The organism is Mesorhizobium sp. M7A.F.Ca.US.011.01.1.1, from assembly GCF_003998295.1.
Taxonomy (GTDB): Bacteria; Pseudomonadota; Alphaproteobacteria; order Rhizobiales; family Rhizobiaceae; genus Mesorhizobium.
The window spans coordinates 1-8,456 of the sequence record NZ_RZRT01000110.1 but is presented as its reverse complement, the minus strand read 5'-3'; the positions used below and the strand labels follow the sequence as shown (position 1 = coordinate 8,456).

The 8,456-nt window shown below is 58.7% G+C and carries 10 protein-coding genes; 1 reads left to right on the top strand and 9 read right to left on the bottom strand.

Annotated features, from left to right (window positions below; translation table 11 throughout):
* The 9 genes from EOA13_RS35950 to EOA13_RS35910 form a co-directional block, all read right to left on the bottom strand.
* Nucleotides 1-275 (bottom strand): aldolase/citrate lyase family protein (locus EOA13_RS35950; protein WP_245490586.1); only part of this gene is annotated, 275 nt, incomplete at its 3' end.
* Complete coding sequence (locus EOA13_RS35945) at nt 272-1,387, bottom strand: mandelate racemase/muconate lactonizing enzyme family protein (protein ID WP_127297894.1); 1,116 nt, start codon at nt 1,385-1,387, stop codon at nt 272-274. The genes EOA13_RS35950 and EOA13_RS35945, both read right to left, overlap by 4 nt.
* On the bottom strand, nt 1,384-2,193 hold the full coding sequence (locus tag EOA13_RS35940; RefSeq protein ID WP_127297893.1) for an NAD(P)-dependent oxidoreductase: 810 nt from the start codon (nt 2,191-2,193) through the stop codon (nt 1,384-1,386). Before EOA13_RS35940 ends, EOA13_RS35945 begins: the two co-directional genes overlap by 4 nt.
* Nucleotides 2,194-2,229: 36 nt before the next feature.
* A complete protein-coding gene (locus EOA13_RS35935) occupies nt 2,230-2,982 on the bottom strand; it encodes an amino acid ABC transporter ATP-binding protein (protein ID WP_127297892.1) in 753 nt (250 codons plus the stop codon).
* Between the two features lie 14 nt (nt 2,983-2,996).
* Nucleotides 2,997-3,722 (bottom strand): ABC transporter permease subunit, encoded by a 726-nt coding sequence (locus EOA13_RS35930; protein ID WP_127297891.1) that lies wholly within the window; start codon nt 3,720-3,722, stop codon nt 2,997-2,999.
* Entirely contained in the window at nt 3,719-4,435 is a 717-nt protein-coding gene (locus tag EOA13_RS35925; protein ID WP_127297890.1) for an ABC transporter permease subunit, read from the bottom strand. Before EOA13_RS35925 ends, EOA13_RS35930 begins: the two co-directional genes overlap by 4 nt.
* Nucleotides 4,436-4,495: 60 nt before the next feature.
* On the bottom strand, nt 4,496-5,263 hold the full coding sequence (locus tag EOA13_RS35920; RefSeq protein ID WP_127297889.1) for a transporter substrate-binding domain-containing protein: 768 nt from the start codon (nt 5,261-5,263) through the stop codon (nt 4,496-4,498).
* Between the two features lie 69 nt (nt 5,264-5,332).
* Nucleotides 5,333-6,670, bottom strand: a complete 1,338-nt coding sequence (locus EOA13_RS35915; protein WP_245490585.1) for an aminotransferase class III-fold pyridoxal phosphate-dependent enzyme — start codon at nt 6,668-6,670, stop codon at nt 5,333-5,335.
* Nucleotides 6,671-6,681: 11 nt separating this feature from the next.
* Nucleotides 6,682-7,737 (bottom strand): phosphotransferase, encoded by a 1,056-nt coding sequence (locus EOA13_RS35910; RefSeq protein WP_127297888.1) that lies wholly within the window; start codon nt 7,735-7,737, stop codon nt 6,682-6,684.
* 135 nt (nt 7,738-7,872) lie between these two features.
* Between EOA13_RS35910 and EOA13_RS35905 the strand changes: the two genes are divergently transcribed.
* Nucleotides 7,873-8,456 (top strand): GntR family transcriptional regulator (locus EOA13_RS35905; protein WP_245490584.1); only part of this gene is annotated, 584 nt, incomplete at its 3' end.

Genomic DNA, 8,456 nt, shown 5'->3' with positions numbered 1-8,456 from the left:
ATCACGCCGTATGCGCCGGCATCAATAGCCTTCATGATGTGAGCGGGATCAAGCCATGGCACTCGAACCAACGGCACCACGCCGCTCGCCCTCATTGCCTGAAGCATGGAAACGGCGGCCTGGTAGTCGACGATACCGTGCTGAAGATCGATTGTGATGCTGTCATAACCCTGCTCGGCCATGATCTCCGCCGAGAAGGCGTTGGCGATCGATAGCCATCCATTCAGGACGCACCGACCATCGCTCCACAACGCGTGAAGATTGTTGGGTTTCATAGATTTCTCCTTCCTAAGACACGACCATATTTCTTAAGCACGTCCAGATCGGGCTCGAAGCCGATGCCCGGCTTTTCAGACACCTTGATCATTTCGCCGTCGCGGATGCCCTCGACATCCGCCAACCAAGCGTCTGGCTGGACGAAGTTGTATTCGAGCGCTGTGATGCTCGGCCTGGCGGCTGCCACTTGGAGAGATGCGTAGAACCCTGGACCGAAATACGGTGAGTGGGGCATCAAGGTGGTGCCAGCCCTGTCCGCAAGGTCGACGATCCGCAGATACTCCGATATGCCGCCGACCTTGGTCATGCTCGGTTGGAGGTAGTCCACCGCCCCAGCCTTCAACGCCTGATCGATCTGAAAGCTAGTGCACCAGTTTTCGCCGGCGGCGATGTTGAGGCCCTTGCCGCGAAGCGATGCGAGGGCAGCGAAGTCCTCAGGCGGATAGATGGGCTCTTCAAGCCAGGTCAGAGAGAGGGCTCTCAGCTCCCCCAGGTTCTTCTCGACGAAATCCGTGGACCAGGCACAGTTGACATCCACGCAGATGTCCGTGTGGGGCCCGACGGTTTTCCGGCAGGCCGTGATCGCGGGCAAAGTTATCTCGTGCAGTTTGATCCGGTGAAAGCCTGCGTCCAGGACCTCCTTCGAGGCATCGACCACTAGATCACACTCCGCGTAGCGCACGAGGCTCGCGTAGAAGGGGATACGCGTCCGAACCTCGCGATGGCCTGCAAGCAGCTTATAGAGCGGTTTGCCTTCCCGCTTGGCGGCGAGATCCCACAGCGCGATATCGACCCCTGAGATCGCGAAGATCGTGATGCCGTAGCGTCCGAACATGTGGAGCTGTCGTTGCGTCCTGGCGTTCCACGACGGAATATCGTCGATTTCGGAGCCTACGAGCGTCGGCAATATGAGCCGATCGACGACGGACTTGGTCGCATCGATCAGCGAGTACCCGAACCCTTCGCCCCAGCCGACATTGCCAAGCTCATCCTCAAGCCGGACAAGAGCAAATTCCAGCGTCTTCCAGGCGGTGGGCATGATCCCGACCCCTGTTCCGCGCAAGGCAAACGGGATTTCGACGAGGATCACCTCGGCGGATGTTATCTTCATGCGTCAAATCCCTTAGGCGGGGGGAGAGTGAGGGTGGCGAAATACCCGCCGACGGATGCCGTGTCTGCGGGCGGAAGCTCCTCCAACGGTCGGAAATCCTGCGCGTGATTGACTGCGGCCTGTCCTGCCGGATGGTAGCCAAGGGCCTCCGCGCGAACATTGTCAAAGATAGGCGATGGGCAGCTCGACACCCCGTAAACTGTCTCGCAGCCCAGAGTTGGGTGGGTCATGCCGAGATCGACAAGCTGGACCATGTCTTCAGCCGACAGCCAGATACGTTCGCGTCGGCCGTCGACGATCTTTGGATCGGCATTCCCGATGCGAACGTTCAGGACGCGGAGGCCGTAGCGGTAGGCATACATCGCGCAGGCAGCCTCGCCGAAGATTTTGGACAGTCCGTAGTAGCCGTCGGGAGCGGCCGGCGCAGTATGATCCAGTCTCTCGTCCGCGCTGTGAAGCCCGACCGCGTGGTGGCTGGAAGCAAAGATGAAACGTTCCACGTCGGCCCGATGGCAAGCTTCCAGCAGGTTCAGCACAACGCGGTAGTTCGCATCCAGCGTCTGCTCGAAGGAGAGCGCCGGGCCGACGGCGCCGGCGAGATGAAGAACGCCATCCGCGCCCGCCACGAGCTCGGAGCAAAAATTAGGATCGGTAAGGTCCCCAAGGAGGAACGTCTCGTCGCCGGCGGGTTCCAGGGACTGTCGCGCGGTCGTGCGCAGCAAATAGCCTTCCCGCAGCAAGGGCCGGAGGTCGCGCCCCATGTTGCCGGCGGCCCCTGTCAGGACGAGCGTTTTCTTTTCAGCCATCGGCGCTGCCTATTCCATTTTGGAGATGAACTGACGTTAGTGCAGGAGCTGCTGCAGGAACGCTCGGCTGCGCGCCTCGCGGGGCCTTTTGAAAAACTCCTCGGGTGGTGCCGTCTCAACGATCTTGCCATCCGCCATGAAGATCACGCGGTCGGCGACCTGACGGGCAAAGCCCATTTCGTGCGTCACGCAGAGCATGGTCATGCCGCTTTCAGCCAGGGCCACCATCACGTCGAGAACTTCCCGGATCATTTCCGGGTCTAGGGCGGAGGATGGTTCGTCGAACACCATTATCCGAGGCTTCATTGCCAACGAACGCGCGATCGCCACGCGCTGTTGCTGGCCTCCGGAGAGCTCGCCTGGAAACTTGTGCGCCTGCTCGGGGATGCGGACCTTTTCAAGAAACGCCATGGCGACATCATTGGCCTCGGCCCGCGACATCCCCCGAACGGACCTCAAGGCCAGCGTGCAGTTCTCGAGGATAGTCTTGTGAGGAAAGAGGTTGAAGTGCTGGAACACCATTCCAACCTCTCTGCGGACCGCCTCGATCTGCTTGCGCTCGTGCGTCAGCTCCACCCCTTCAACCAGGATGCGGCCGGTCTGATGCTGCTCGAGGTGATTTATGCAACGGATCATCGTGGATTTTCCGGAGCCTGACGGTCCGGCAATGACGATCCGCTCACCCTCCCGGACGAGAAAGCTGATGTCGGTAAGCACCTGATGAGTCCCGTAACATTTAGAAACATTGTCGAACTCGACTGCGGAACCATTGGTATTGTCGGCAACCATCGGAAGCTCCTCGGTCAGGTCGCTGGCGCGATTGCGGGCAGACGCTTCGGTGCGGGCCTGCGGCGGAGATGGCGTGTCAGATAACGTTCCAGGACCCCCCACACCCTCCGGATCCCCTCGACCATTATGAGGTAGAGGACGGCGGCCCAGACATAGACCTGGAAATCGAACGATCGCGAGAACGCGAGTTTGGTCGCTTGCATCAGTTCGGGCACAGTGACGACGCTGGCCAGGGCTGAAGCTTTAAGGGACAGGATCAGCTCATTTCCGAGCGGCCGAAGCGCTATGATCATCGCCTGGGGCAGCAGGATCTGGAAGAATGTCGTCGAGCGTCTCAAACCAAGCGCGTTCGCCGCCTCTGATTGGCCTTGTGGAAGGGCGCTCAGGGCTCCGCGGAGAATTTCGCCCTGATAGGCCACCGTGTTCAATGTGAATGCGAACAGAGCGCAGAAATAGGCATCGCGGAAAAACCACCAAAGATCAACGCTCGTGAGCTCTGCGCGCATCTGCCCGGCCCCGAAGTAGATCAGGAATATCTGCCCCAGCAGCGGCGTGCCTCGGAAAAACGTAATGTAGGCTTTCGCAAACAGCCTGAGCGGCGCGAACGATCCATTGCGCGCTACGGCCAGCGGAAGGGCCAATGCCGCGCCGATCAAGGCCGACGTGAAAACGAGCTCCAGCGTGACGACGAGGCCCCACAGAATCTTGGGGCCGTAGGTGGCGAGAAGTTCGATATTCATCCTCGCCCCCTGACTATCCAGCGATTGGATCGAGCCTCGAGGAGGCTAACGACCCCGGAAGAAATCATCGAGATGACAAGGTAGATGAGACAGGCCACCGCGTAGAAGAACAGCGGCTGCTTTGTGTTTGCGACAGCCAGGTTGGTCTGGCGCATGAGGTCCGCGAGCGAAATGATAGACACCAGCGATGTATCCTTGAGCAGCACGAACCAGAGATTGCCTAGACCAGGAAGAGCAAGCCGCCAAAGTTGCGGTCCAATGACGGTAAGGAACGTCTGCCATCTCGACAGGCCTAGCGCCGCCGCCGCTTCGTATTGTCCATGCGGGACGGCACGCAGAGCCCCGACAAAGGTCTCTGAGGCAAAGGAAGCAAAGACGATTCCTAGCGCGACCATTCCGGCTACGAATCCGCTTACCTCACCAAATGGCTGGCCGAAAATCCGTTCGGAGGTCGCCTGGAGGAGCGCGCCGCCTCCGTAGTAGATGATGAAAAGGGTAAGCAGTTCTGGCAACGCGCGGAAGGTTGTTACGAAAAGCGTGGCAGCCCCGCGGAGCCATCTGTTCTGGCCGTTGATCAGCAGAGCTAGGCCCAGCCCAAGAAGTAAGCCAAACGGAAGGGTCGCAACGGCCAGCCGGATAGTCAGCCAGAGTCCGTCCAGCAATTGCTGTCCCCAACCCTCAGGACCGAATGAAAGCAGACCAACGAGTTCCACCGTTATCTCCTGGATACCATATGCCCGGCCATGCCTGGCCGGGCATATGGATTGAGCGCCTCAGTAAATTGAGAACGGGAAATACTTGGCGTTGATGGTCTTGTAGGTGCCGTCGGAGAGAATTTCCTTCAGAGCGGCATCAAGCTTGTCCCGCAGCTCCGGATCGTCCTTGCGGACTCCAACGCCCTTTCCGGCGCCGAAAAGCGGGTCGCGAAGGTCGCCTCCCACCAGTTCGCAGCAAGAGCCGTCAGAGGATTTCTTCAGCCAGGCATCCAGGAGAACCTTGTCGGAAAGCACGAGGTCGATGCGGCCGGCCGCGAGATCGGCGCTTGCATCGTCGACGGTCGAGTAGGTCTTGATCGTCGAATCCTTGTACTTGGCTTCCAGGAAATTCTGCTGGGTCGTGGACCCCTGCACGCCGATCGCCTTGCCCTTCAGCGCGGCTGGCGAGATGTCGGTGACCTTGGCCTCTTTCGGTGCCATGAACTTGGCAGGCGTATCGTAGTATTTCGCCGTGAAGTCGATCTTCTTCTTTCGTTCGTCGGTGATGTTCATCGAAGCGACGATCGCGTCGTATTTGTGCGCGACCAGGCCGGGGATCATGCCATCCCATTCCTGAGTGACGACTTCGCACTTCAGCTTTGCCTTCTCGCAGAGTGCGTTCGCGATGTCGACGTCGAAACCAGTAAGTTTCCCGACGTCAACATAGTTGAAAGGAGGATAGACACCTTCGGTGGCGATCTTGATGCTGGTAAGGTCTTCAGCATTGGCAGACGACAGGAAGGTCAGCGCAAGTGCGCCTGCGGTGAGCATAAGCGAGAGTTTCATTTTATTCCCCGTTGAGACGTTACGGTTTGCGCGGCTTTTTCCGTCGTCTGTTCGTGCGCGAGCGATTGCTTACGAGAGATCGGACAAGACTTCGTCCAGTCCACACAAAAAGGTGTCTGCGTTTGCCACCGTGAATGGCAGCGGCGGTCGGATTTTCAGGACATGACCGTGGGAACTGGACGCGCTGATCAGCATGCGCTTTTCGCGGAGCGCGTTGACGACGGCCAATGAGAGCTTTCCGTTCGGTGCCTTGGTTTCTTGGTCGGCTACGAATTCCATGCCCAAGAAGAGGCCGGCACCGCGCACAGCACCGATAACCTCGTACTTCTGCTGGAGTTCCTTCATGCCGTCGATCATGTAAGTCCCCACACGGACGGCGTTCTCCATGAGTTTCTCGTCCTTGATGACATCAAGGACAGCCTGCGCGGCCGCGATGGAGACGGTGTTGGCGCCAAACGTATTGAAGTAGCGGATGTCGGTGCCGAAGCGCTCGAGAACTTCCGGCTTCGCCGCAACGCCTGCGATCGGCATGCCGTTGCCCATTGGTTTCCCCATCACCACCAGGTCTGGGACGATGCCGTGACGCTGGAAGCCCCACCAATGCGTTCCGGTGCGGCCGAACCCAGGCTGGACCTCGTCGGCGATATACAGGCCGCCTGCCGCGTGAACGACCTCGAGTGTCCTTTTGAGGAAGCCGGGCGGGTCAGTTAGGATGCCGTCGGGGGAAAAGATGCCATCGGCGATGAAGGCGGAGAATTTGATGCCATGGCGCTGCATCTGCTTGATGGCGGCTGCCACCCGTTCGGCGAAGATCTCGCCGATGTCACCGCCTTCACGATACTCGTCGGGAGCATCGACCACGTAGACGTGCTGGCCGAGCGGAACGTTCGGCCCCATCGATGGGGAGATTTCGGCAACGGCAGTCGTCAGGCCGTGATAGGCATTGGCGGTTACCACAATCCCCGTGCCGCCCGTATAGTAACGCGAGATGCGTAGCGCCAGGTCCACGGCCTCGCTTCCCGTGCAGGTGTACATTACGTTGGCTATTTCTTCCGGATAGGTTTCCAGCAGATCGGCGGAGTATTTGAGGATCGATTCGTGAAGGTAGCGGGTGTGCGTGTTGAGGATCGCCGACTGTTTGCAGATCGCTTCAACCACGCGCGGATGGCAGTGCCCTACCGAGGGCACGTTGTTGTAGACATCCAGATAGGCGTTGTCCTGGGAATCGTAGAGCCAGACACCCTCGCCGCGGACCACGTGAACAGGATGCTCATAGAAGAGTTTGTATGAAGGCCCGAGGAGATCCCGCCGACGGGCAATCAGGGACTGCTCTTCCTTGGATAGGCGATCGGCAGTGCTCGGATCAAACCCGTTGATCATATATGCGGCGGCGGCGGACGACGACATTTGGCTTGCTCCTATAGCGACAGAGCGCGGGCGACCTGATCGGTTGCCTGCGCGTGAGGGATTTGTGCGAGACGGTGAAATTGGCGCCACGCTAGCGGCGTGTTGCGTAGGATGTATTTCCGGTTCTCCGGAAAGCGCCCGGCTCGCCATTCCGTTATGGCGATGCGCGTCACCATCCGCGCTACGATTGGCGTGAAAAGTATGTCGATTTCGGCTGGCAGCAGCGGCCGTCGGCTATGGAAGCCCCTTAGAAAGTCGCAAGCGTCGTCCAGGGGGGTCTCGGATTCGGTAAGTTGATAGGCTGCGGCTACCGCCACGTCGAAGACGACGGGGGTGCGAACCATATCGCCGAAGTCGATAATGCCAGCGACCTTGTCTGTATCGACTGTATCGACGATCACGTTATCGCTGTTCAAGTCGTTATGGACGACCTGCGCACGTAGATGCGTCACCCTCGGCAGCACTTCGGCTCTAAAAAGATCGACCCAACGTAGAAGTTCGGTCCGCCGCATCCCATCCTTGATGTCGTCGAACATCTCGTTCAGGGAAAGAATGTTCTTTAGGTCCCATGTCGAATAGTGATTTTCAGCCGGATGGTGAAAGTCCACCAGTGCTTCCTGAAGCCTGGCCAGCATAACTCCGATGTTGTGGCGTTGATCTGGGGTCTGAGGGGTCTTTCTCTGCAGCACCCCTTTGGTAAATGTTACCAGCCGAACGGTACGAGAATCGCCAGGCCGATAGTCGAGGATGAATTCCGGGCGGCCCACGAGGTTTGGCACCACTCGCTGGATAGGCATGCCTGGGTCCACTCTCTCAATGTGCTGGAGAGATGCTGTGTGCATGTTGGTCACCGCAGGGTCTTCCCCAGGGTTGACGATCTTGAGGAGAAATTCGTTCCCGTCCTCATCCGTGACGTGGAAGTTGCTGTCTTTCTCGCCCGACAGACGCTGCGCCTCGACGTTCAGCCCATAGCAGCTTTCCATGATTTCCACCGCTTCTTGGGCGGTGAGGAGTTCCGAGCGCGCCTCAGGCGCGGGATGGACCGCTGAAGGGGTCGCGCCGGGCATTCGTTCAGTCCTCTCGCTGGTGGGTATGCCAGTATATTGGTATATAAATAGGAGTCTGGCAAGAGGGAAATCCGAAGCCCATCCCAGTTTTGAATCTGGAATGTTCCGGTGTATTGGTATATTGTTGGGAGGCGGATGGCCGATGACGGCTACGAAAACATTATCGAAGAGGCTGCCGTGGATCAACTAGCTCCGCTGTTCACCCCGGATCAGTTGGATGGTCGGGTTTCGAAATCCGCGCAGGTGTACGAATTGATCCGTGGAGCGATCATCTCGCTCAAAATGCCGCCGGACAGCGCGGTCGTCGAGAAGGACATCTGCGCTCAGTTAGGCATCTCGCGGACTCCGCTGCGCGAGGCAATTCTTCAGCTTGCAAAAGAGAGTCTCGTCAAGATCGCGCCGAGCGATGGCACTTTCGTCAACAAGATCGTTCTGAAGGAGGTCCTTCAGGGACAACTGGTGCGGGATACGGTCGAGGTTCGACTGACGCGGCTTGCTGCTCGGAACTTCAAGCCTGAATTTGAGAAGGATTTTGAGCTGGCATTGTTCAAGCAGAAGGGGGCTGCCAAGCGTAAGGATGTCGATGAGTTCTTCGCGCTCGATAACGAGTTTCACAGCCTGGTTTGCTCAAGTGCCGGATTTCCGGATGCTTGGCTCGCGATCCATAACGCGACTGGCCAGCTCGACCGCGTGAGACGTCAGGCGTTCCCGTTGGAAGG